Annotated in this window: 17 protein-coding genes and 2 tRNA genes; 11 read left to right on the forward strand and 8 right to left on the reverse strand. The window is 69.9% G+C overall.

Annotation, left to right across the window (positions count from 1 at the left end; all coding sequences use genetic code 11):
* Nucleotides 1-9: 9 nt before the first annotated feature.
* Complete coding sequence (locus EDD29_RS03125; protein WP_246052478.1) at nt 10-504, reverse strand: PPA1309 family protein; 495 nt, start codon at nt 502-504, stop codon at nt 10-12.
* A gap of 176 nt (nt 505-680) precedes the next feature.
* On the opposite strand from EDD29_RS03125, the gene EDD29_RS03130 reads away from it, so the two are divergent.
* The gene (locus EDD29_RS03130) at nt 681-3,533 is read left to right on the forward strand and encodes a UPF0182 family membrane protein (protein ID WP_425454940.1); all 2,853 of its coding nucleotides are present in this window, start codon (nt 681-683) and stop codon (nt 3,531-3,533) included.
* A gap of 43 nt (nt 3,534-3,576) precedes the next feature.
* Nucleotides 3,577-3,653, forward strand: a tRNA-Met gene (locus EDD29_RS03135).
* Nucleotides 3,654-4,148: 495 nt separating this feature from the next.
* On the opposite strand, the gene EDD29_RS03140 is transcribed toward EDD29_RS03135, so the two are convergent.
* Both EDD29_RS03140 and EDD29_RS03145 read right to left on the reverse strand, forming a co-directional pair.
* The gene (locus EDD29_RS03140) at nt 4,149-4,982 is read right to left on the reverse strand and encodes a siderophore-interacting protein (RefSeq protein ID WP_123670239.1); all 834 of its coding nucleotides are present in this window, start codon (nt 4,980-4,982) and stop codon (nt 4,149-4,151) included.
* A gap of 105 nt (nt 4,983-5,087) precedes the next feature.
* Nucleotides 5,088-5,522: a nitroreductase family deazaflavin-dependent oxidoreductase gene (locus EDD29_RS03145; protein ID WP_123662093.1), complete on the reverse strand. Its 435-nt coding sequence runs from the start codon at nt 5,520-5,522 to the stop codon at nt 5,088-5,090.
* A gap of 129 nt (nt 5,523-5,651) precedes the next feature.
* Here EDD29_RS03145 and EDD29_RS46670 point away from each other — a divergent pair, with 129 nt between their 5' ends.
* A complete protein-coding gene (locus EDD29_RS46670) occupies nt 5,652-5,801 on the forward strand; it encodes a GPGG-motif small membrane protein (protein WP_281280837.1) in 150 nt (49 codons plus the stop codon).
* Nucleotides 5,802-6,098: 297 nt separating this feature from the next.
* Here the strand turns inward: EDD29_RS46670 and EDD29_RS03150 are convergent, their stop codons facing one another.
* Nucleotides 6,099-7,766 carry a carotenoid oxygenase family protein gene (locus EDD29_RS03150; RefSeq protein WP_123662094.1) on the reverse strand — a complete coding sequence of 556 codons (1,668 nt, stop codon included), beginning with the start codon at nt 7,764-7,766 and terminating at the stop codon, nt 6,099-6,101.
* Nucleotides 7,767-7,869: 103 nt separating this feature from the next.
* Nucleotides 7,870-8,574, reverse strand: coding sequence for a FadR/GntR family transcriptional regulator (locus EDD29_RS03155; RefSeq protein WP_425455006.1), 705 nt, complete (start codon nt 8,572-8,574; stop codon nt 7,870-7,872).
* Nucleotides 8,575-8,742: 168 nt separating this feature from the next.
* Here EDD29_RS03155 and EDD29_RS03160 point away from each other — a divergent pair, with 168 nt between their 5' ends.
* The 5 genes from EDD29_RS03160 to EDD29_RS03180 all read left to right on the forward strand — a co-directional run bounded on the left by EDD29_RS03160 (nt 8,743) and on the right by EDD29_RS03180 (nt 13,916).
* Nucleotides 8,743-10,248, forward strand: coding sequence for an amino acid permease (locus EDD29_RS03160; protein ID WP_211359542.1), 1,506 nt, complete (start codon nt 8,743-8,745; stop codon nt 10,246-10,248).
* The gene (locus EDD29_RS03165) at nt 10,245-11,588 is read left to right on the forward strand and encodes a glutamine synthetase family protein (RefSeq protein ID WP_246052481.1); all 1,344 of its coding nucleotides are present in this window, start codon (nt 10,245-10,247) and stop codon (nt 11,586-11,588) included. The genes EDD29_RS03160 and EDD29_RS03165 overlap by 4 nt, the downstream gene beginning before the upstream one ends.
* On the forward strand, nt 11,589-12,947 hold the full coding sequence (locus EDD29_RS03170) for an aldehyde dehydrogenase family protein (RefSeq protein WP_123662099.1): 1,359 nt from the start codon (nt 11,589-11,591) through the stop codon (nt 12,945-12,947).
* 44 nt (nt 12,948-12,991) lie between these two features.
* Nucleotides 12,992-13,756, forward strand: a complete 765-nt coding sequence (locus tag EDD29_RS03175) for a 3-oxoacyl-ACP reductase (protein WP_123662101.1) — start codon at nt 12,992-12,994, stop codon at nt 13,754-13,756.
* A gap of 83 nt (nt 13,757-13,839) precedes the next feature.
* A tRNA-Met gene (locus tag EDD29_RS03180) sits at nt 13,840-13,916 on the forward strand.
* A gap of 573 nt (nt 13,917-14,489) precedes the next feature.
* Here EDD29_RS03180 and EDD29_RS03185 read toward each other — a convergent pair.
* The 3 genes from EDD29_RS03185 to EDD29_RS03195 all read right to left on the reverse strand — a co-directional run bounded on the left by EDD29_RS03185 (nt 14,490) and on the right by EDD29_RS03195 (nt 17,869).
* A complete protein-coding gene (locus EDD29_RS03185) occupies nt 14,490-15,059 on the reverse strand; it encodes a hypothetical protein (protein ID WP_123662103.1) in 570 nt (189 codons plus the stop codon).
* A 357-nt stretch (nt 15,060-15,416) separates the two neighbouring features.
* Complete coding sequence (locus EDD29_RS03190) at nt 15,417-16,439, reverse strand: glycosyl hydrolase (protein ID WP_211359543.1); 1,023 nt, start codon at nt 16,437-16,439, stop codon at nt 15,417-15,419.
* A gap of 59 nt (nt 16,440-16,498) precedes the next feature.
* On the reverse strand, nt 16,499-17,869 hold the full coding sequence (locus EDD29_RS03195; protein WP_123662105.1) for an MFS transporter: 1,371 nt from the start codon (nt 17,867-17,869) through the stop codon (nt 16,499-16,501).
* Between the two features lie 44 nt (nt 17,870-17,913).
* Here EDD29_RS03195 and EDD29_RS03200 point away from each other — a divergent pair, with 44 nt between their 5' ends.
* The 3 genes from EDD29_RS03200 (at nt 17,914) to EDD29_RS03210 (ending at nt 22,252) form a co-directional block, all read left to right on the forward strand.
* Entirely contained in the window at nt 17,914-18,999 is a 1,086-nt protein-coding gene (locus EDD29_RS03200) for a VldE C-terminal domain-containing protein (RefSeq protein ID WP_123662107.1), read from the forward strand.
* Nucleotides 19,000-19,308: 309 nt separating this feature from the next.
* Nucleotides 19,309-20,493 carry a winged helix-turn-helix domain-containing protein gene (locus tag EDD29_RS03205; protein WP_123662109.1) on the forward strand — a complete coding sequence of 395 codons (1,185 nt, stop codon included), beginning with the start codon at nt 19,309-19,311 and terminating at the stop codon, nt 20,491-20,493.
* A gap of 109 nt (nt 20,494-20,602) precedes the next feature.
* Nucleotides 20,603-22,252 carry an AMP-binding protein gene (locus tag EDD29_RS03210; protein ID WP_123662111.1) on the forward strand — a complete coding sequence of 550 codons (1,650 nt, stop codon included), beginning with the start codon at nt 20,603-20,605 and terminating at the stop codon, nt 22,250-22,252.
* The last annotated feature ends 114 nt before the right edge of the window (nt 22,253-22,366 follow it).

Genomic DNA, 22,366 nt, shown 5'->3' on the forward strand with positions numbered 1-22,366 from the left:
GCCGGGCCGTCAGCCTTCTTCGGGCAGGAGGGTCTGGGCGAGCGCCTCGGTGACGTCCGGGACGAGGTCCGCGGCCGACAGCAGTTCCTCCTCGTGGCTGCGGATCCGCAGGACCGCGTGCCGGGAACCGTCTCGCAGCGCGCCGGCGACGATCCGCAGCTCCTCGTGCCGCGGATGGGCCATCGCCCACGCCACCGCGTCGCCTTCGGCGGGGATCTCCTCCTCGACCTCGGGCGGCAGTGTCACCCGGACCATCGCCAGCGCGACCCCGGCGACGCTCGACGGCCACACGATGCCGGGCAGCAGCGCGCCGATGTCGCCGTCCTCCAGATCGCCCTGGTCGACGGCGGTGAGCGCGTCGTCCGGGGAAAGGCCGAGCTGCCCGGCGAGTTCGGGCTGCGCGCGCAGCAGCTCGCCGGTCTCCACGAGTGCGAACAGCCGCGGCGCGCCGTCCCAGCCGGTCTGCGCCTCGATGCTCCGCACGGTCTCTTCGAGAGGGGTCATGTCCACCATTCTTCCGTTGCCGAGCTGATGCCTGGATCGGGAACCGCGCGGGATGTCGGTAAGTTGCTCTTAGTGCTGGCTGGAACTTGAAGAATCGGAGGGAAGCGGTGAGCTTCCGAACCCCACGCCCGGGCGGGCGGCGTGTCCCCGAAGGGAGACCGCGGCTGCTCGCGCCGGTGTTGATAACACTGGCTGTGCTCGTCGCTCTTTTCTTCATCATCACGGGCTTCTGGACGGACCTGCTCTGGTACCGGTCGCTCGGCGACGGCTTCTCCGGGGTCTTCACCACCCAGCTGCGCACCCGCGCGCTGTTGTTCGTGCTCGGCGGGCTGCTGATGGCCGCCGCGGTGGGCCTGAACATGGTGATCGCCTACCGGCTGCGCCCCGCCTACCGGCCGGTCTCGGTCGAGCAGCAGGGCCTGGAACGGTACCGGGCCGCCGTCGACCCGCACCGCAAGGCCGTGTTCTTCGCGCTGCTCGGCGCGATCGGCCTGTTCACCGGGCTCTCGTCGGCAGGCCAGGTAGGCACCTGGCTCGCCTTCATGAACCGGACGAGCTTCGGTGAGAAGGACGCGCAGTTCGGCATGGACGTGTCGTTCTTCGTGTTCACCTATCCGTTCCTGCGGCTCATCATGGGCTTCCTGTTCGTCCTCGTGGTGCTGTCGATCATCGCCGCGGTGGCCGTTCACTACCTGTACGGCGGCCTGCGGCTCCAGGGCCCGGGAGACAAGGCCTCGCCTTCGGCGCGCGCCCACCTGTCGGTCCTCGTCGGCCTGTTCGTCCTGCTGAAGGCCATCGCCTACTGGCTGGACCGCTGGGGCCTCGCCTACTCCGAGCGCGGCAAGGTGACCGGGCTCGGCTACACCGACGTCAACGCGGTCCTGCCCGCCAAGACGATCCTCGCGGCGATCGCGCTCATCTGCGCGATCCTGTTCTTCGTCAACATCTGGCGCAGGGGCATGATGCTGCCGGGCGTCGGCTTCGGCCTGCTGGTCCTGTCGGCGATCCTCATCGGCGGTGTCTACCCGCTGATCATCCAGCAGTTCCAGGTCAAGCCGAACGAGCTGGCCAAGGAGCGCGTCTACATCGAGCGCAACATCGAGGCGACGCGAGAGGCGTTCGGCGTCGGGGGCGTGGAGGAGCAGAACTACGCGCCCACCAAGCAGCCGGACGCCGAAGAGGCCGAGAAGTACTCCGAGACGATCCCGAACGTCCGGCTGCTCGACCCGACGCTGCTGTCCCCGACGTTCCGCCAGAACCAGCAGCTCCAGGGCTACTACACCTTCTCCGACCCGCTCGACATCGACCGCTACCCCGACGCCGACGGCAAGATGCAGGACACCCTCGTCGCCGTCCGCGAGCTGACGGGACCGCCCGGCACCCAGTCCGGCTGGGTCAACGAGCACCTGACCTACACGCACGGCTACGGGTTCGTCGCCGCCCCCGGCAACACGGTCGACCCGCAGAGCAAGGGCCCGGTCTACACCGCCTCCGACATGCCCCAGTCGTGCGAGATGAAGACCAAGGAGAACGAATGCCAGTTCTCCATTGAAAAGCCCCAGGTGTACTTCGGTGAGCAGTCCCCGGACTACTCGATCGTCGGCGTGCAGGACGAACTCGACTTCCCCAACGGCCCCCGCACCACCTACGACGGCACGGGCGGCGTCCGCATGGACTCCTTCTTCAACCGGGTGTCCTACGCGCTGAAGTTCCGGGACCGCAACATCCTGCTGTCCGGCGACATCACGGAGCAGTCGCGCATCCTGTACGACAGGAACCCCCGCGAGCGCGTCCAGAAGGCCGCCCCCTGGCTGACGGTCGACGGCAACGCCTACCCGGTCGTCGCCGACGGCCGCATCGTGTGGGTCGTCGACGGCTACACGACGTCCAACGGTTACCCCTACTCCGAGCGGATCAACCTCCAGGACACCACGCGCGACTCCAACAGCAACCGCCAGGCCGTCGGCCGGCAGCCGGGCTCGGAGATCAACTACATCCGCAACTCGGTGAAGGCCACGGTCGACGCCTACGACGGCACCGTCACGCTGTACGCCTGGGACGAGAGCGACCCGGTCCTCAAGACCTGGCAGAAGGCGTTCCCCGGCACCGTCAAGACCAAGGCCGAGCTGGAGAAGACCCTCGGCGGCGAGGTGTTCTCGCACGTCCGCTACCCCGAGGACCTCTTCAAGGTGCAGCGCAGCGTCCTGCGCAGCTACCACGTCACGGACCCGTCGGCGTTCTACGACGGCCAGGACAGCTGGGAGATCCCCGTCGACCCGACGGAGGCGTCGGTCACCGAGCCGCCGTTCTACCTGACGCTCCAGATGCCGTCGCGGGAGGAGGAGAAGGAGCCGGAGCAGCCCGGATTCTCCCTCACGTCCACGTATGTGTCGCGGAACGGGACGAACCTGACGGGCTTCCTGGCGGCGAACAGCGATCCGGGTTCGCCGAACTTCGGTGAGCTTCGCCTCCTCCAGGTGCCCCGTGAAGTGTCGATTCTCGGCCCGGGGCAGATGCAGAACACCTTCAAGGGCAACGACAAGGTCGCACCGGTTCTGAACCGTCCGGCCGGAAGCACGACGCAGGTGGTCTACGGAAACCTGCTGACGCTCCCGTTCGGCGGCGGATTCATGTACGTCCAGCCGGTCTACCAGCAGTCCGCGAGCGGCGCGCAGTATCCCGTGCTCGGCTGGGTCCTGGTCAGTTTCGGCGATCAGATCGGCTTCGCGACGACCTTCGAGGACGCGCTCAAGCAGGTTCTGCAACCGGGCACCGAGGTCCCCACGACCGGCCAGACGCCCGAACAACCGGAAACGGCACCCGGCACGTCGCCTTCGGTTCAGCAGGCGATCAACGCCGTCAAACAGGCGTTCCAGGAATCGCAGGACGCACTCAAGAGCGGCGATCTGAAGAAGTACGCAGAAGCCCAGGACAAGCTCAGCCAGGCCATCAACAACCTGGTGGAAGTCCAAAACAAGGCTGACGACACCGCACCCACTTCAACGCCAAGCCCATCGCCCACCAACTGATTTGCATATAGCTGCTCCACCCCATAGTCTTTAAACACAACGACGCGGGGTGGAGCAGCTCGGTAGCTCGCTGGGCTCATAACCCAGAGGTCGCAGGTTCAAATCCTGTCCCCGCTACCAAAGGTCCGAGGGCCGCCGTGGTCGCTTCCTAGCGGAAGCTTCCATGGTGGCCCTTCGGTCTTTCTGGGGGGCGACCCCCAGACCCCCGATGTGGTGGGGCTCCGCCCCCCCACGCCCCCCGTTCGCTCTAGGGGATTTCCGCTCCCGTCAGGTTTCCGGGCTCCGTGATCAGCCGCGCTCGTCCAAGGGTCCCGGCGTTCCGACCGCCTTCGTTGCGCTTTTGAGAAGCCCCGCTTCGTGATCAGCCGCACGTCCCCACGTCCCCGGACCCCGCGCCCGTCTTCGCTGCGCTTTTGAGAAGCCCCGCCCCGTGATCAGCCGCACGTCCCCACGTCCCCGGACCCCGCGCCCGTCTTCGCCGCGCCTTTGGGAAGTCAAGCCCCGTGACCACCCGCAGCCGACCAAGGGCCGGTTCCGTGGTGGTCGCGCCGTTGACGGGCTCGGCCCCGTGATCTGCGGTGCGTGATCACGGGGCCGAGGGGCGGGGCGGGAGAGTCAGGAGAGGGCGGAGGATTCTTCGGCCTCCACCTGGGCGTTCCAGGTGGACTTGGAGGACTGCCAGCCGTCTTCGTCGGCGCCCAGGCGCCAGTAGCCGGAGATGGAGAGCTGGGCGAGGGGGATCTCACGGGTGACGCGGAGGTCACGGCGGATCGCCTTGACGAGACCGGCTTCGCCGTGGACGAAGGCCTGGACGTCCTGGCTCGGGAACTCCAGGGCGGTGAAGGCCGCGGTGAGGAGTTCGCCCACCGGGGCGCTGCCGCGATGCAGCCAGGTGACGGTGAGTCCGGGGAGGGAGGGAAGGGGGACTTCCTCCTCGGCCGACTCGACCTCCAGGAGGGCGATCGCGGTGGCACCCTCCGGAAGCTGCTCAAGGGAGGCCGCGATGGCCGGTACGGCGCTCTCATCGCCCGCCAGGAGGTGCCAGCCGGCGTCGGCCGAAGGCCGGTAGCCTCCGCCCGGTCCGGCCAGCCACAGCTCGTCTCCGGGCCGCGCGGAGGCGGCCCACGGGCCGGCGATGCCCGAGTCGCCGTGCACGACGAAGTCGAGGGTCAGTTCGGCGGCCGCGGGGTCCCACTCGCGGACGGTGTAGGTCCGGGTGATCGGCCACTTGTCGCGCGGGAGCTCCCGCCGGATGGCCGCGGGGTCGAACGGGGTAGGGGAGCCGGGTCGGGGAAACTGGAGCTTCACGTAGTGGTCGGTGAAGTCCCCGGCGTGGAAGCGCTGCTTCAGGTCGTCGCCGCCCACGACGACGCGGACCATGTGCGGGGTGAGCTGCTCCGTGCGCAGCACGACGGTGCGGTAGGGGTTCGGAACGCGGCGTTCGGCCATGTCCATGGCCTCCTTCGATATGTCAACGATGTGATAGCGATATATCGAAGGTATCTGATGTGTCAAGTTGCGCGGGCACCCGCCGGGAGTGCCCGCGCCGGCGCGTCAGACCGGGGTGAGGACGAAGACCGGGATCTTCCGGTCGGTCTTCGTCTGGTACTCGGCGTAGGCGGGCCAGGCCTCGACGGCCAGCCGCCACCACTGGTCGCGCTCCAGGCCCTCGGCCAGGTGGGCGATGTACTTGCGCGGCTCCGGCCCGTCCTGGAGCAGGACCTCGGAGTCGGCGACGATGTTGTGGTACCAGACCGGGTGCTTCGGCGCCCCGCCCATGGACGCCACGACCGCGTACTTGTCCCCGTCGTTGACGCGCATGAGCGGCGTCTTGCGGATCTTGCCGGTCTTGGCGCCCCGGGTCGTCAGGATGATGATGGGCTTGCCGCCCATCGTGTTGCCCTCGGCCCCGCCCGTCCGCTCGTACAGCTCCACCTGTTCGGCGGCCTGGGTGAACGGGCTAGGCGCGTACTCGCCTTCCAGAGGCATGGATGCTCCCTCGTCGTTTGCGGCTCCGGTGCGGAGCCCCTCCCACGCTTTCATGTGACCGTCGTCGCTTTTCTCGCCGGGGTTGGCGATTGACGTTTGGCAGATCTCGAAACGGTTACGAAAGTAAGCATGGGTACTATTTTGTGGCTTATTGCAGTGGTTCTGGTGATTTACGGGATCTACGTACTGATCGCCCGGCGGAACGTTCTGCTGGGCATCGTGCTCATCGTCCTGGGCCTGCTCGTCGGCCCCGGCGGCGTGAGCATCTTCCACCCGTAGCGCCTCCCTCCGACCGGACTCCGGCACCCCTCCTGGACGGCCGCCGGTGTAGACGAACGCGTCCGCCCTCCCTGATCATCCCCATCTGCTGGACGGGATGGATCGGGGAGGGCGGACGCGTGCGAGCGGGACGGACGCCGCACGGGCGGTTCGGTGGAGAACATCCCGAACCTTCGGGGTGAGGGTCGCGTCGTACCGGGTGTTGAGGGGCAAGGAGAGGCGAACTCAGGGGGGAGCTTCTCCGAGCATGGGCGGGCGGAACGGGACAAGGGCGTCCCGGTCCGCCCGTCAGTCGTTTCAGGGGAGCCGGTCGGCCACGCGGTGGGCGGCGGCGCGGAGGGGTTCGGGCAGGGCGTCGAGGCGGTGGTCGAGATCGGCGCGGAAGCTGTGGCGCGGGACGTCGGGGGCGGGGCGGGCTTCGGGAAGCCAGGCCGAGTGGATCATGAAGGGGACGGTGCGGCCCGGGGGCGGGGCGAGGACGGCGACGGGTCCGCGCGCGACGTCGGCGGCGTCGAAGAGCTCCAGGCGGAACCTGTCGTCGTTGTGGACGAGGACGAGCAGGTACCCGTCGTGGCCGCCGGGGGAGGTCCCGGCGTAGCGGGAGCGGCCTTCCGCGCCGGGGGAGCGCGGGACGAACGAGGGCGAGGTCGGGTAGTCGTCCGCGGCGAAGGTCCACTCGTGCAGCGCCTTCAGGGACTCCCGGTCGTGCGTGACGAGGATCGCGGGGGTCTCCGCGGCCGGGAACGCCGACCGGTCGACGCGGTCGCCGTAGTTCGCCAGCGCCCGCTGGTTGATCGCCTCGGGGTGGAACCCGAGGTAGATCAGATGGTGGACGGTAGGGGCGAGCTGGCCTTCCAGGGACCAGTCGATCGCCGATAGCTCGGCCTGCCAATAGCGCGCCGGGTCGTGGGCGCGCGCCTTCTCGGTGATCCGCCCGGTCTCCGGGTCGAACCGCAGCAGCGCCGTGACGGTCGGGCTCATCCCGTGGCAGTACATCCCGCGCAGAGCGGGATCGATCGGGCGGCCGTAGAGGTCGATGTCGTCTTCGCGCAGGTACATCCCGATGTCCACCCCGGGGGAGTGCTCCATGAGGATCTCGACGCCGTCGGAGTCGTCATAGCGCGCGTAGAAGTGGTTGACCTCGGGGGCGAGGCGGAACTCCTTGCACGGGACGCTCGGCCGGCCGGGGGCGAGGTCGTCCTTGCGGATCAGCAGGACCGGCCCGTCCGGGTTGTTGGTGACGGTCCGGTCCGCCCCGAAGATCTCCTGGACGTCCACCTTGTACGCGGTGTCCGCGAGAACCAGCCACTCCCGCGTCTGGGTGATCGTGTGCGTGGACTGCGGAAGGGAGGCCCCCTCGACGAGCCAGCGTTCGACGCGCGGACTCGTCCCGTCGTACCGGATGACGGACACCGCCCCGGAGATCACGTCCCGGCTGACCGACCACAGGCAGTCCCGCTCGGGGTCGACGACGGGGTGCGCGGTCGTCGACACGAGCGGCAGCACGGGCTGGTCGAGGGCCGGCGCCCAGTCGTCGCGGTGCCCGACCTCGGCGACGAACGCCAGCGTCACCGGGTCGACCTCGACGGGACGACCCGCGTCCCACGTCGCGAAGAGGCGGTCGCCCCAGGGCAGCGGCGCGGTGTTGGCGGCGTTGACCATCCCGAACGGCGAGCTCGTGCCGACGGGCCCGTTGACGAACAGGTCGGGGCAGGCGCGGCGGAGCAGCACCGACGGGGTCTCCACGACCCGGGGCCGCCACACGAAGACGCCGTTCGCGTCGGGCCGCAGCGGGACGCGCACGAGGATGCCGTCGCCGAAGAACGCGTGGATCGGGTGGGTGCGCTGGTCGGACGTGCTGACGACGAAGTGCCCGCCCACGTCCGCAGGCCAGGCGCCGGAGACGACGGTCAGGTCGAGGTCTTCGGGGTCGTCCTTGGCGAGGATCGAGCGGGGGATCGGCATGTCCGTCAGACAACTCCGTATCGGACACTCCGTCAATGACCTTCGATAGCGGGATTCATCCCCTGCGCGTCGGGGAGATGTGGCGTTGCGCCGCGCCTCCGCCTCAGCCGAGGAAGCCGCGCAGCAGCGACGCGGTCCCGTCGAGGTGCTCGGCCATCGCGCGGTGCGCGGCGGCGGGGTCGCGGTCGAGGATCGCCGTGACGACCGCGGCGTGCTGGACCGCGGCGTGCGCGATGTTCGGGCGCAGCACCGGGATCGCGTTGAGCAGATCGGTCACCCGCAGCCGGGCCTCGGCGCAGGCCGCCGCGAGCAGCGGCGAGCCGGTCAGCTCCGCGATCGTCAGATGGAACCGGACGTCGAGCCGCCGGTAGTCGGCGGGCGCCGCCCCGTTGACCGCGTGCAGGGCGCCGAGGAGCCTTTCGGTCTCCTCGGTGGTGAGGCCGGTCATCGCGAGATGCGTCGCCGCGCCCGTCTCGACGGCCATCCGGAACACCAGCGCGTCGCGCAGCTCGGCGGCCCGTCCCGCGGTCACCCGGGCGAGGTCGCCCGCTTCGGGCGCGCGCGGCCGGTATGTCACGAACGTGCCGCCGGTCCTGCCGCGCCGCGACTCCACGTAGCCCTCCTCGGTGAGGACCCGGATCGCCTCGCGCAGCGTCACCCTGCTGATGCCGAGGCTGCGAGCGAGCTCACGCTCGGGCGGCAGCCGCTCCCCGTGGTCGACCAGGCGCAGCTTGATCACCTGGAGGAGCCGCTCGACGGTCTCCTCGAAGGCGTTCCCGGCCCGGACGGGACCCAGCACGGCGGCCAGGGCGCGCGCTTCGCCGTCGATGACCGTGGCCTCCTGCTTCGGGACGAAGAATCGGGACAGCCCACGTTACTTCCCGGTTTCAGGTCTTGACGGACGGACCCCGCCGATCATTAATGGTCTGGCATCAGACCCTTTCTGGGAGCGGTACCCCCGCCGCGGAGGTCGTCCATGAGCAAGACGCCCCTGTCCGATGACGAGAAGAGGCTGCACGAACTGGGCTACGCCCAGGAACTCAGCCGTTCTATGTCCGGTTTCTCCAACTTCGCCGTCTCCTTCACCATCATCTCCGTCCTCACCGGCTGCCTGACGTCCTACACGATCGGGCTGAAGGGAGGCGGCCCCGTCGTCATCACGTGGGGCTGGCTCTTCGTCGGCGCGATGACCCTGCTCGTCGCCCTGGCGATGGCCGAGGTCTGCTCCAGCTTCCCGACCGCGGGCGGCCTGTACTACTGGTCGGCCAAACTCGCCAAGCGCAACCAGGCCGCGTGGAGCTGGTTCACCGGCTGGTTCAACTTCATCGGGCAGGTGGCCGTCACCGCGGGCATCACCTACGGCTCCGCGGGGTTCCTCAACGCGCTGCTCGACCTCCAGTTCGGGTTCGCGGTCTCCCTCGGCCACACGTTCCTGCTGTTCGCGGTGCTGCTGCTGATCCACGCGACCGTCAACCAGTTCGGCGTGAAACTCGTCGCGCTGCTGAACAACGTGAGCGTCTGGTGGCATGTGCTGGGCGTCGCGATCGTCGTCGCGGTGCTGGTCTTCAAGCCCGCCGAGCACCAGTCGTTCTCGTTCGTCTTCACCGAGTTCGCCAACGAGACCGGCTGGCAGTACGGCGCCTACGCCGCGCTGATCGGCCTGCTGCTGTCGCAGTACACCCTCACCGGCTACGACGCCTCCGCGCACATGACCGAGGAGACCCGCGACGCGGCGCGCTCCGGCCCGAAGGGCATCGTGAACTCCGTGCTCGTCTCGGTCGTCGCGGGCTGGGTGCTGCTCCTCGGCGTCACCTTCGCCATCCAGGACTACGCCGACGCCGTCGCGGGCGGCCCCACCGCGATCTTCCTCGACGCGACCGGCGAGACCATCGGGAAGTTCCTGATCCTCGTCTGCTTCGGCGCCCAGTTCTTCTGCGGCATGGCCTCGGTGACGGCCAACTCCCGCATGATCTACGCGTTCTCCCGGGACGGGGCGCTTCCGTTCTCGGCCTTCTGGCACAAGATCAACCACCGGACACGGACGCCGACCAACGCCATCTGGCTCGCCGCCGGAGGCGCGTTCGTGCTCACCCTGCCCGCACTGTGGAACCTCACCGCCTACTTCGCGGTGACGTCCATCGCCGTCATCGGGCTCTATGTCGCCTACGTCATCCCGACGTTCCTGCGGCTCCGTCAGGGCGACGCGTTCGAGCCCGGACCCTGGTCCCTCGGGAAGTGGAGCAGGCCCGTGGGTATCGTCGCCGTCGTCTGGGTAGCTTTCATCGCGATCCTGTTCATGCTGCCGCCCGCGAGCCCGATCAACGTCGACACGTTCAACTACGCGCCCCTGGCGTTCGCCGTCGTCCTCGGCGGGGCCGCGCTCTGGTGGGTGGTGTCGGCCCGCAAGTGGTTCTCCGGGCCCAAGGTGCAGGGCACCGCCGAGGAGCTCGCCGCGATCGAAGAGGATCTGAGGTCGGTTTGACACTGGAAGAGCTGCGCGTCGCCGCCGACACCGGGCGGGTCGACACCGTCGTCATCGCGTTCACCGACATGCAGGGCCGCCTTCAGGGCAAGCGCCTGTCAGCGCGCTTCTTCCTGGAGGAGGTGGCCGGGCACGGCTCGGAAGGCTGCAATTACCTCCTCGCCGTGGACGTCGAGATGAACACGGTCGACGGGTACGCCATGTCGTCGTGGGAGCGCGGCTACGGCGACTTCGTGCTGAAGCCCGACATGTCCACCCTGCGACTCGTGCCGTGGCACGAGGGGACGGCCCTGGTCATGGCCGACCTGCACTGGGAGGACGGAAGCGAAGTCGTCGCCTCACCCCGTCAGATCCTGCGCCGCCAGCTCGACAGGCTGGCGGCGCGGGGCTGGCGGGCCTGCGTCGGCACCGAACTCGAGTTCATCGTCTACGCCGACACCTACGAGGCGGCGTGGCGTCGCGGCTACCGCGACCTCACTCCGGCGAACCGGTACAACGTGGACTACTCGCTGCTCGGCAGCGCCCAGGTCGAACCGCTGCTCCGCCGCATCCGCAACGAGATGGCGGGCGCGGACATGTACGTCGAGTCCGCCAAGGGCGAGTGCAACCTCGGCCAGCACGAGATCGCGTTCCGGTACGCCGAGGCGCTCCAGACCTGCGACAACCACTCCCTCTACAAGACGGGCGCGAAGGAGATCGCGCAGCAGGAGGGGATGTCCCTGACGTTCATGGCCAAACCGAACGAACGCGAGGGCAACTCCTGCCACATCCACATCTCCCTCCGCGACGAGTACGACATCCCGATCATGGCCGGGGACGGGCCGCACGGGCTGTCGGAGATCGGCGAGAGGTTCATCGCCGGACAGCTCGCGTGCCTTAAGGACCTCACCCTCCTGTACGCGCCGAACATCAACTCCTACAAGCGCTTCCAGCCCGGCTCGTTCGCGCCGACCGCCGTCAAGTGGGGGCTCGACAACCGGACGTGCGCGCTCCGCCTCGTCGGGGCGGGGCCGTCGCTGCGGGTGGAGAACCGGGTCCCCGGCGGGGACGTGAACCCCTACCTCGCCGTCGCCGGCCTCATCGCGGCGGGCCTCCACGGCATCGACCAGGAACTCGAGTTGGAAGAGCCGTTCCAGGGGAACGCCTATGCCAGCGACGCCCCGACCGTCGTCCGGACGCTCCGGGACGCCGCCGCGGACTGGACCGCCAGCCCGCTCACCACCGGGATGTTCGGCGGCGAGGTGGTCGAGCACTACGCGAACTACGCACGCGTGGAACTCGACGCCTACGACCGGGCCATCACCGACTGGGAACTGTTCAGGGGCTTCGAAAGGCTGTAGATGCAAGTGCTCAACCCGGCGACCGAACAGGTCGTCGCCACCGTCCCCGCCTCCTCCGTCGAGGAGGTCGACGCAGCGGTCGCGCGGGCGCGCGCGGCGTTCCCGGCCTGGCGCGCGGTCGCGCCCGGCGACCGCGCACGGCTGCTGCGCGCGTTCGCCGAGCGGATCGACCTCCACGCCGAGGAACTCGCCCTCCTGGAGGTCCGCCAGGCGGGCCACCCGATCGGGCAAGCGCGCTGGGAGGCGGGGAACCTACGGGACACGCTCTTCTACTACTCCGCGGCGCCCGAAAGGCTGACGGGGCTCCAGATCCCCGTCGCGGGGGGCGTGGACCTCACGTTCAAGGAGCCGCTCGGGGTCGTCGGGGTGATCGTCCCGTGGAACTTCCCGATGCCGATCCTCGGCTGGGGGGTCGCGCCGGCGCTGGCCGCGGGCAACACCGTGCTCGTCAAACCGGCCGAGTGGACGCCGCTCACCGCGCTGCGCGTGGCGGAACTCGCGCTGGAGGCCGGGCTGCCCGAAGGGGTGCTCCAGGTCGTCCCGGGGGAGGGGCCGGTCGCCGGGCGGCGGCTGGCCGACCACCCGGACGTGCGCAAGATCGTCTTCACCGGTTCGACGCGCGTCGGCAAGGAGCTGATGGCGGCCTGCGCCCCGAACGTCAAACGGCTCACGCTGGAACTCGGCGGCAAGAGCGCCAACATCGTCTACGCCGACGCCGACCTGGAGAAGGCGGCGGCGACCGCGCCCTACGCGGTGTTCGAGAACGCCGGACAGGACTGCTGCGCCCGCTCCCGCATCCTCGTCCAGCGCGACGTCTACGACAGGTTCATGGGACTGCTCGAGACCGCCGTCGCGGGCGTCGTCGTCGGGGACCCGGAGCAGGAGAAGACCGAGGTCGGGCCGCTCATCAGCGCGCCCCACCTCGCGAAGGTCGGCTCCTACGTGCCGTCGGACGCGCCCGTCGCGTTCCGCGGGAGCGCGCCCGAAGGGCCCGGGTACTGGTTCGCGCCGACCGTCCTCGCCCCCGCCGACGTCCGGGGCTTCCCCGCCTGGCACGAGGAGGTGTTCGGCCCCGTCGTCACCGTCGCGCCGTTCACCGACGAGGCCGACGCGATCGCCCTCGCCAACGACACCGCCTACGGGCTCTCGGGCTCCATCTGGACCCGTGACGTCGGCCGGGCGCTGCGCACCGCGCGCGCGATCGAGGCGGGGAACCTGTCGGTGAACTCCCACTCGTCGGTCCGCTACTGGACCCCGTTCGGCGGGTACAAGCAGTCCGGACTCGGCCGGGAACTCGGCCCGGACGCGCTCGACTCCTTCACCGAGACCAAGAACGTCTTCCTGTCCACCGAGCTCTGAGCACACCGCACAGCACCGCACCACCCGAGGGAGCACTCGCCCACATGCAGCGTCTCGCAGACCGCGTAGCCGTCATCACAGGGGCCGCCTCAGGCATCGGCCTGGCCACCGCCCGCCGCTTCGCCGCCGAAGGCGCCCGCGTCGTCGTCGCCGACCTCGACGAGACGGGCGGCAAGGCGGCCGCAGAAGAGGTCGGCGGACTCTTCGTGCGTACCGACGTCACCGCGGAGGACGAAGTCCGCGGCCTCTTCCAGACCGCGTGGGACACCTACGGACGCCTCGACATCGCCTTCAACAACGCGGGGATCTCCCCGCCGGACGACGACTCCATCCTCGAAACGGGCATCGAGGCGTGGCGGCGCGTCCAAGAGGTCAACCTCACGAGCGTCTACCTCTGCTGCAAGTACGCCATCCCGCACATGCAGGCTCAGGGCAAGGGCTCGATCATCAACACCGCGTCCTTCGTGGCCCGCATGGGCGCCGCCACCAGCCAGATCTCCTACACGGCCTCCAAGGGCGGCGTCCTGGCCATGTCCCGTGAACTCGGCGTCCAGTTCGCCCGCGAAGGCATCCGCGTCAACGCCCTCAGCCCCGGCCCCGTCAACACCCCGCTCCTTCAGGAGCTCTTCGCCAAGGATCCGGAACGCGCGGCCCGCCGCCTGGTCCACATCCCCGTCGGCCGCTTCGCCGAACCCGAGGAGATCGCCGCGGCCGCCGCCTTCCTCGCCTCCGACGACTCGAGCTTCATCACCGCCGCCGAGTTCCTCGTGGACGGCGGCATCTCAGGTGCCTACGTGACCCCCCTGTAGAAGCCCCACAAGGCACCCACAGGACCCCGCCCAGCCCCGGTTTGCGCAAGCCACGCCCACCCCATAAGCTAAAAACACAACGACGCGGGGTGGAGCAGCTCGGTAGCTCGCTGGGCTCATAACCCAGAGGTCGCAGGTTCAAATCCTGTCCCCGCTACCAAAGGTCCGAGGGCCGCCGTGGTCGCTTCCTAGCGGAAGCTTCCATGGTGGCCCTTCGGTCTTTCTGGGGGGCGACCCCCAGACCCCCGATGTGGTGGGGCTCCGCCCCCCCACGCCCCCCGTTCGCTCTAGGGGATTTCCGCTCCCGTCAGGTTTCCGGGCTCCGTGATCAGCCGCGCTCGTCCAAGGGTCCCGGCGTTCCGACCGCCTTCGTTGCGCTTTTGAGAAGCCCTGCCCTGTGATCAGCCGCAGCCGTACGACGGCCCCCGCCCTACGCTCGTCCTCGCTGCGCTTTTGAGAAGCCCTGCCCCGTGATCAGCGGCAGCCGACCAAGGGCCTACACCCCGTGCCCGTCCTCGCTGCGCCTCTGAGAAGCCCCGCCCTGTGATCACCCGCAGCCGACCAAGGGCCTGTGCCCCGTGCCCGTCCTCGCTGCGCTTTTGAAGAGCCCCGCTCCGTGATCAGCCGCACTTGTCCAAGGGCTCCCGCCCACCGCCCGCCCTCGCCGCGTCTTCAAAGAGCCCCGCCCCGTGATCAGCGGCAGCTGGATACACGGGGCCGAAGGACTGGAGGGTCAGGCGATGAGGCGGTCGACGAAGGGGCGGACGTCGGCGCGGCGGTGGGCGGGGACGGCCTGGTCACGTTCGTGGTGGGCGGTGATGAGGGCGTTGAGGAATTTCGCGACGTGGGCGACCTCGACGGCGGCCTCGTCTACCTTGCCCAGGTTCCGGGTGGAGAGCCACTGGGAGACCTCGGCCCATGACCACAGGCTGCCCCGCTGCCGCTCGATCACGGGAGCGGGGAATCCGCCCCCGCCGCGCACGCCCGAGACCCAGTGCGAGACGGCTCCCAGGGTCACCCCGGCCTGCTCGGCGATGTCCTCGGCCGTGACGTTGTCCTCGGAGACACCCAGGACCCGCAGCCCCGCCGCTTCCACCTGCTCGATCGCCGACACGACCGCCACGACGGCATCCTCGGCCTCGCGGTCGAAGAAGATCGTGCCGCCGTTCTCACCGCCTGACAGAACGGCGTCCACCCCGCCCTGCACGGCCATCAGGCCATAGAGACGATCCGAGATGCCATCCATCGCGTCATCGGAAAAGCCTTCGACCCGAACTACGAACCCGTAGACCTTCACGCTCATCAACTCTCCCTCGGAGGGTAGATCGCCGGGCATTTGCTGATCTGTTTGAGTACCCTCCGGCACACCCGCTCCGGTACGCGGGGAGTACCGGGGCGGAGATGGCGTCGCAGCAACCCCTGCCGCCCGGGCACCGCACCTTCGCATAGCAATGTGCGCGAGGCCCGCCCATGAGGATCGTGCATCCCAGGTTTCGCAGCTCTGCGAGCAGCTTCTCGATCTCTTTTGCAACCACGTCGTCAAGCTAACGATACACAGGCGGGGTGGTGATCGCAATGCGGAGTCGATCAGTAACGATATGAAGTGAGTCCGGCTTATGGGGGGCTACTTGGCCTCTTGGGGGTAAGTCGGGATATCTCGTTACTTGTAGGTGGGGCGGGTGGAGAAGGCGGTGCCGGCGGGGGTGGCGGTGCCGTCTGGGCGGAAGAGGCCGGTCTGGGACTGGGTGGTGGGCATCGCGAACCAGGCGTAGCGCTTGATGTACTTCTCCTTGGCGAGCATCTTGGTGGCGGCCTTGAGGAAGGCGGCCTGCTGCTTGGGGGAGGGGTAGCGCGGGGCGCCCTGGGTGAAGTCGGTGAGGGCGAACTCGGTCAGCCAGATGGGCTTGTTGTAGCGCTTGTGGACGGCGCGCAGGTAGTCGCGGAGCTGGGTGGCCGCGGGCTGCGCGCGGAAGTCCGCGCCGTACCAGTGCAGGGTGACGAAGTGGACGGGCATGCCGCGGGACTTCGCGCCCTTCATGAACCGGTCGAGCCAGCCGCCGGCCGTCGCGCCGTTCGTCGCCACGGCGGGGCTGCCGAGCGTCTTGCCGGTCGACACCAGCCGCGGCCACAGGTCGAGGGCCTGCTCGACGGGCATGTTGGCCTGCGCGCCGAGGTCGGGTTCGTTGAAGCCGAGCAGGTACTTGCTCTTGGCCTTCTTCGCCTTGGCGACGTCGCCGATCGTCGCGGCCCGGTGGATCATCGGGACGAACTCGACGCCCTTGGGCGCCTTCACCCCGGCCCGGTCGGCGCCCCACGTGTAGAACCAGCAGGCCGTCGACTTCTTCATCGACTTCGCCGAGTTGGCGACCGCCCAGGTCGCGACGCCCTTGAAGCAGGACTTCCCGGCCTTCGTCTCGGCGGACTGCGCCGGGGTGGCCGCCGCGGTCTTGGCGACGGGCTCCGGCACGTCCATCGCGGAGTACGGCGCCACGGTGGTGTCGGCCGCCGAAGGGGCCGCGGTCTGCGTGGCCGCCTGCTTCGGCTGCTGCGCGGGCGATGACTCCTGACCTGCCCTGACGGACGGTGGCGCTTCGGCCGAGACCTCCGCTTCGGGGGAGTCGGAGTCGAAGTACGCGTATCCGGCGAGCCCGACCAGTGACGCGGCGCACAAACCGACGGCCACGGCTTCGAAGGCCCGGCGATTCCTCTGTGAGGGGGTCACGGCAGGCACTCTCTCACGGATCAGGGTGATCCGTCTGCTCTCCCACCAATCCCGAACCAAGAGACGAATCCGCCCACTATGCACACGCCTGCGGCGACCAGCATCGCCGACGGATACCCCTCCGCGAGGGATGTGTCGGCCCCGGAGACCAGTGGGAGGACGGCCACCGCGAGGAGCCCCGCGATCCGGGACACCGCGTTGTTCGTCCCCGAGGCGACCCCCGCGTACGTGTCCTCCACGGACCCCATGACGGTCGCCGTCAGCGGGGCGACCGTGACGGACATGCCGAGCGCGAAGACCAGCATTCCGGGCAGGACTCCCACCGCGAAGGACGTCCCGGGACGGGCGAGCGCCAGCAGCGCCATCCCGATCCCGGCGAGGACCGGCCCGGCCGTCAGCAGCGGGCGCGGGCCCAGTTTCTGGGAGAGCGCCCCCATCCGTCCGGAGAGCAGGAGGATCACCACGGTGAGCGGCAGGGTCGCCATGCCCGCGGCCAGGGCCGAGTACCCCATCGTCTCCTGGAGCTGCAGGGTCAGCATGAACAGCCCGCCCGACAGCGCCGCGTAGACCGCGAGGGTCGTCAGGTTGACGCTCACGAAGACACGCGACCGCAGCAGCCGGGGCGGCAGCAGCGGATCGGGGTGCCGCCGCTCGATGACCGCGAACGCCGCGAGCGCCGCCACCCCGACGACCCCGGCCACGACGGTCACGGGATGCCAGCCCCGCGCGGGCCCCTCGATGAGCGCGTAGATCGAGCCGCCGAGCCCGACGGTCACGGCGACCGCTCCCGGGTAGTCCAGGCGCCGGTCGCGGGTCGAGGTCTCGGGCACCTTCATGACCGTCACGGCGAAGGCCACCGCGGCGATCGGGACGTTGATGAAGAAGACGAACCGCCAGGAGGCCGCGTCGACGAGCCAGCCGCCGACGAACGGGCCGAGCGCGGTGGAGACGCCCGCGAGCCCGGCCCAGCGGCCGATCGCGCGGCCCTTGTCGTCGGGGTGCATCGTCGCCTCGATGATCGCGAGGCTGCCGGGCACCATCAGCGCCCCGCCGACGCCCTGGAGCAGCCGGGCGGCGACGAGGGACGGCGCGTCCCAGGCGAGCCCGCACACGCAGGACGCGACGGTGAAGGCGACGAGCCCGATCGCGAAGATCTTCCGATGCCCGTACCGGTCGCCGAGCGCGCCGCCGAGGAGGAGGAGCGAGCCGAGGGTCAGCAGGTATCCGTCGAGCACCCATTGGAGGGTGGACAGACCTCCGCCCAGTTCACGGCCTATCGCGGGCAGCGCGACGTTGACGACCGTACCGTCCAGGAAGGCGACCCCGCTGCCCAGGACGGTGGCGAGGATGATGGATCGGCCGGTGGCCGAGTCGAGCCGCACGCCGTTCACGCGTGTAGGTTACCGAGCGGGAACTCCGGAGGAAGGACGGCGAAGTGCGGGTGTCGGTTCCGGCCGCCATCGGGGTGGCGGCCCTCCTCACCCTCTCGATCGACGTGGCGGTCATCGCGGGGGAGTGGAACCAGGCGCAGTACGTCGACCTCGAGGTGTCCGACGAGGTCGCCCACGTCCCGGAGGAGGCCGAGACCATCACGGTCGCCCCGTTGAAGAGGCGGTACACCCCGCATCTGCTGATCGCGGGCGCGAAGCCGCTGCCGGAGGACGCCGCGGCGGCGGTGCGGAAGGTGAAGGGCGTCAAGGTCGCCGAGGTGGTCGACGGGGCGCGCACCCAGGTGGCCGGCCGTCAGGTCGGGCTGCTCGGCGTGGACCCGTCCTCGTTCCGGAACCTCGCGCCCAAGGAGTCGGCGAAGCTCGACGGCCTGTGGCGCAACGTGGCGGGCGGCGACGTCGTCATCTCGTTCACCGGCCCGGAGCTCGGCACCGTCGTCAAGGCGGGCGCGACGAGCATGGGGGCGAGCGCCAGGATCGGCGCGGTCGCCCCGATCGGGGTGCCCGGCGTGCAGGCGATCGTCTCGCGGGACCAGGCGAAGCGGCTGGGCCTGGCGACGGGCAACGCCATGGTGGTGAGCGCACCGGACACCGATCTGAAGAAGCTCGGCGCGAAGCTCAAGAAGGTCCTGCCGAAGGGCGTGAAGGTCACGGTCCTGCCGCGGCAGGTGTCGGGCGCGGTGCAGGTCGCCGGGACCGCCCGCTCCCCGCTCACCGGGACGGCCGGCTGCACCCCGCACATGCAGGCGGTCCGCAACGAGCTGGACGCCACGTTCGGGCCGTTCCCCGTGATCGGCTGCATGCGCCCGGGCGATCCGCAGGACCACGGGCTCGGCCAGGCCACCGACTACATGCTGAGTTCCGGCGGCCGGATGCCGACGAACGCCTGGATGGCCGTCGGCGACCGGACCGCGAACTACGCGATCTCCAACTGGCAGCGCCTGGGCGTCAAGTACGTGATCTGGCGTCAGCACATCTGGAACCCGAGCGTCTGCAAGTGCTGGCGGCTCATGGGCGATCGCGGCTCCATCACCCAGAACCACTTCGACCACGTGCACATCTCGGTGCACTGACCGGCGCGGATCGGGACCGGGGTTTTACCCGGGTATCGGCCGGGCCTGGCGCGGGCGGGGAACAGATGGGACATGACAGTTCCGCCACTGCCGCCGGGGCCGTTGCCGGAGCCTGAGCCGACGCCGTTGCCGCCGCCGATGCCGGTGCGGCCGCAGCCGACGCCGGGGCCGCCCATTCCGGTCCCGCCGCCGCAGCCGCCGCCGGGTCCGCCGACGCCAGAGCCGGAACCGACGCCAGAACCCGCGTGAGCATGGGTGACGTGCGCTGGGCGCCGCGTTTCTGTCGGTGCCGCCTTCTAGGGTCGGGGCATGGCGGAGACGATGTCGGCGGACGAGGCGCGGCGGTACGCGCTGCGCGCACAGGGCCTGTTGGGGGCGCCCGATCGAAGGGCCGGGGTGCCAGGGGTGCTGCGGTCGCTGGGCGCGGTGCAGCTCGACACGATCTCGGTGCTGGCGCGCTCGCACGAGCTGATCCCGTACGCGCGGCTGGGGCCGGTGGGCCGCGCCTCGGTCGAGTCCGCCTACTGGGACGGTTCGGCGTTCGAGTACTGGTCGCACGCGGCCTGTGTGCTGCCGATGGAGCTGTGGCCGCTGTTCTCGTTCCGGCGCCGCGCGTTCGTCGCGCGCGGCCACCGCTGGCACAAGATCGACGATCTGGACGGCGCCGCGCGGAGGCTGCTCGCGAGGCTGCGCGACGAGGGGCCGATGACGTCCGGCGATTTCGGGGGAGCGAAGAACGGCGGCCCCTGGTGGGACTGGTCGGAGTCGAAGGTCGCGGTCGAGTGGCTGCTGGACATCGGCGAGGTGGCCTGTGTGGAGCGCCGGGGCTGGCGGCGCGTCTACGACCTGGCTTCCCGGGCCGTCCCGGCGCGGCTGCTGGGCGAAGAGCCGGACGACGAGACCTGTCTGACGGAACTGGTGCGCCTGGCCGGACGGGCGATGGGCGTGGCCACGGTGAAGGACCTCGCGGACTACCACCGGCTGCGCACCGCCCAGGTGCGGAGCGTGCTGGAGGCCACGGGCCTGGTCCCGGTCCTGGTGGAGGGCTGGAAGGACCCGGCCTACGCCGATCCGGACGCGCTGGCGGCGGAGCCGCGCGGCAGGCACCGCACCACCCTGCTGTCGCCGTTCGACTCCCTGGTGTGGGACAGGCCGCGCACCGAGCGAATCTTCGGCTTCGCGCACCGGCTGGAGGCCTACACCCCGAAGAAGGACCGGGTGCACGGCTACTTCGCGATGCCGCTGCTCACCGGGGGAAGGCTCGTCGGGCGGGTGGATCCGGCGCGGGAGGGCGGCACCCTCGTCGCCAAACGGATCTCCCTGGACGCCCCACGCCACGCCGAGCCCGCGATGCGCGCCCTCACCGAGGCCGCGGCGTGGGTCGGCTGCGATTCCGTCAGGGTCGAAGAGGTCGTGCCGCAGGAGTACCGGCCACTACTGCACAGGTTGTCAAAAGCAGACGAAGCAAGCCCTGTCGATCTACCTCACCGGTGAGTAACATCCGGAGCCATCGCATCGTTACCCTACGGTCCGGTAAGTACGCGGCACCTCCCGCGGACACTCTCTGCACCTACTGCGTTCCTTGCATCGGAAGGACCCTTCGATGACCTCGTGGCTCCGGGACTGGCTGGACGAGCCCCACCCCGATCGCGGCGTTTACCTGGCGACCGAGGAGGGCGACTGGGACTACCGCTCCTACCCGGAGATCGCCTCGTCCGCGAAGCGGGTCGCCGCGGCGCTGGAGGCCGAGGGCGTCGGTACGGGCGACGTCGTGTGCGCCATCATCCCGACGGACTACCAGCTCATCTCCACCTACTTCGGGGTGTGGGCGTCCGGCGCGGTCATGTGCCTCATCACCCCGCCGCTGTTCCAGACCGGCGAGGAGTACGTCGACCACGTCGCGGCGATCCTGCGGCAGGCCGAGCCGAAGCTCACCATCGCCTCCGCCGATCTCGCGCCGCTCACCAAGCAGTGCATGGAACGTGCCGGGATCGAGGGCGAGCCATGGCTGCCGCGCGAGGCCGAGACCGAGGCCGCGGTGAAGCCCGCCTCGGAACTCGCGCTGCTCCAGTTCACCTCCGGGTCCAGCGGTGAGCCGCGCGGCGTGCGGGTCACCTGGGAGAACCTGGAGGCCAACACCGATCTCATCGCGCGCTTCGCGGAGTTCGGGGACGGCGACGAGGTCAACTCCTGGCTGCCGCTCTATCACGACATGGGCCTCATCGGCGCGTTCCTCACCCCGGTCACCCGGCAGGGCACGCTGCACCTGATGCGTCCCGACCAGTGGATCCGCGACCCGAAGCGCTGGCTCGACAGGTTCAGCCGCGCCCAGTTCGCCGGCTGCCCGCCGTTCGCGTTCACCTACATGGCCAGGCGGCTCAAGAAGGACCAGCTCGAAGGGCTCGACCTCACGGGCTGGAAGAGCGTGATCGTCGGGGCCGAGCCCGTCGACCCCGCGGGGCTGTCGGCGTTCGCGGAGCTGCTCAAGGACACCGGCTTCAAGCCGACGGTCTTCCGGCCCGCTTACGGCATGGCCGAGACGACCCTGTGCGTCACCATGTTCGACGGCAGCGAGCCGCCGCTGGCGGTCCGGCCGGACCCGGAGTCGCTGAACTTCGGCGAGCGGGTCCGGGTCACCGAGGAGCATCGGGTCGGGCTCGCGGCGGTGGAGTACGAGTCGGGCTGGATGGTCGGCTGCGGCGCGCCCGACCCCGCCCTGCCCGTCCGCATCTGCGACGAGTACGGCAAGCCGCTGCCCGACGGCCACCTCGGCGAGATCGTCGCGGGCGGCGCGTCGGCGTGCGACGGGTACTACGCGGGCGCCGAAGGCAAGTCCACCCGCTTCGTCGACGGCGAGGTCTGGACGGGCGACGCGGGCTTCCTCTACAAGGGGCAGCTGTTCGTGCTCGGCCGGATGGGCGACAGCCTCAAGGTGCGCGGCCGCTCGGTCTACGTGGAGGACCTGGAGGCCAAGCTCTCGGAGCTGACCGGCCTGCACAAGGGCCGGATCACCGTGGTCGCGGTGCCGGGGGTCGGCAGCAGCGGCGTCGCCCTGTTCGTCGAGGCCGACGAGGGCGACTGGACCGCCGAGGCCCGCAGGTTCCTCGCCCGCCGCCTCGACGACGCGAGCCTGACCATCGTCACCGGCCCGCGCGGCCTCATCGAGCGGACCTCCTCGGGCAAGCCGCGCCGCCGCCACATGTACGAGCGCCTCCAGGCGGGCACCCTCAGCGGCATCCGCGTCCTGGTCTGACCCCGCACCACCCGCACGAAAGGGGCGCCCGGCGGCGTGAAGCGGCCGGGCGCTCTTTCGCGGTACGAAGCCTAGAGTGGGGAATGAGCCTCCACCGGCACTTGACCGGGCGTA

The organism is Actinocorallia herbida, from assembly GCF_003751225.1.
Lineage (GTDB): Bacteria > Actinomycetota > Actinomycetes > Streptosporangiales > Streptosporangiaceae > Actinocorallia > Actinocorallia herbida.